The organism is Burkholderia sp. HMSC10F09, from assembly GCF_001806955.1.
GTDB classification, from domain to species: domain Bacteria; phylum Pseudomonadota; class Gammaproteobacteria; order Burkholderiales; family Burkholderiaceae; genus Burkholderia; species Burkholderia multivorans.
The window spans coordinates 1,705-2,793 of the sequence record NZ_KV786518.1; the positions used below are offsets into that span (position 1 = coordinate 1,705).

A 1,089-nucleotide genomic window follows, 5' to 3' on the forward strand; every position below is an offset into this window, starting at 1 on the left:
GCCTTGCCGGCCGCGGCCGGCCGTCTGCTCGAACGCGACGCGCACGAGCGGCGCGGGCAGTGCGTGCGCGGTGCGCGGCAGCGTCTTCAGGCGGGCGGCGAGGTCCGCGTTGGTCGAGCCGGTTGCGGCGACGATGTCGAGCGGCCACGCGCGCGGCGCGGCGTCCAGGTGCGCGTCGAGCCGGCTGCGCGCGATGTGTGCGCCGTCGGTGTCGGGCGTGTCGGGGGAGGTGGGGGGGTTCATGGCGCTTATTGTAGCGACCAGGCGGCGGATTGCCGGCGGGAGCCGACCGCGCATCCGCTTCGCCTTCTTGGGAGCCGGCATCGCCGTTCGTCGTGATTTCGGCGAAAGGCGATCATGGAATCGGGCGCGCTTTCATTTGCGGGACCAGCGGAGGATCGACCGATCGCGCGACACGCATTCGAATCAGCACAGTCGGCGTTGCGGCGCGATCGGCGCGCGGCGCGGCGCCAATCGACTCGCCGGATGCGCCGCGCGCCTTGTCGCAGCGCCGCCGCGCTAACCGCTTACGGCCCCACTACCGGATGCTTCAACGCATGCGCGGTCTCGATCCACTGCGCATGGAACGCGTCCGCATCGGGCCGCAGCCCCAGTTCGCCGTTGCGATACGCCATCGCGAGCGTCTGTACGGCCTCCGGCAGCTCGTGCTCGGCCGCGCGCCGATAGAGCGCGAGCGCGCGCGTTTGGTCGCGCCGCACGCCGCTGCCGTCGCGGTAGGCGTTCGCGAGCATGAAATCCGCGGCCGGGATTTCCGCCTGCGACGCGATTTCGAACCAGCGCGCGGCCTGCACGGGATCGGCCGCCGTGCCGTAGCCGCTGCGATAGATCAGGCCGAGGTAGTACGCGGCGGCCGCGTCGCCGTGCTCGGCCGCGGCGCCGAGCAGCGCGCGGGCGCGTGCATAGTCCTTCGGCATGTCGCCGCTGCCGAGCAGCAGCGCCTTGCCGAGCGCCAGCTGCGCGCGCCGCGCGGCCGGCGCGTTATCGGCGCCTTGCGCCTGTGCGGCCGTTTCCAGCCAGCCGCGCCCTTCGTCGCGCAGCCCCGGTTCGCGCGCGGCGACGAGCGCGATG

At 73.2% G+C, this 1,089-nt stretch carries 1 protein-coding gene and 1 pseudogene; both read right to left on the minus strand.

All coding sequences use genetic code 11. The features are described from left to right. Window positions 1–243: pseudogene (locus HMPREF3115_RS32135) on the minus strand (biotin--[acetyl-CoA-carboxylase] ligase); the annotation flags it as partial. A gap of 284 nt (window positions 244–527) precedes the next feature. Beyond that, a partial coding sequence (locus HMPREF3115_RS02205; RefSeq protein WP_070553327.1) for a tetratricopeptide repeat protein occupies window positions 528–1,089 on the minus strand: 562 nt, incomplete at its 5' end.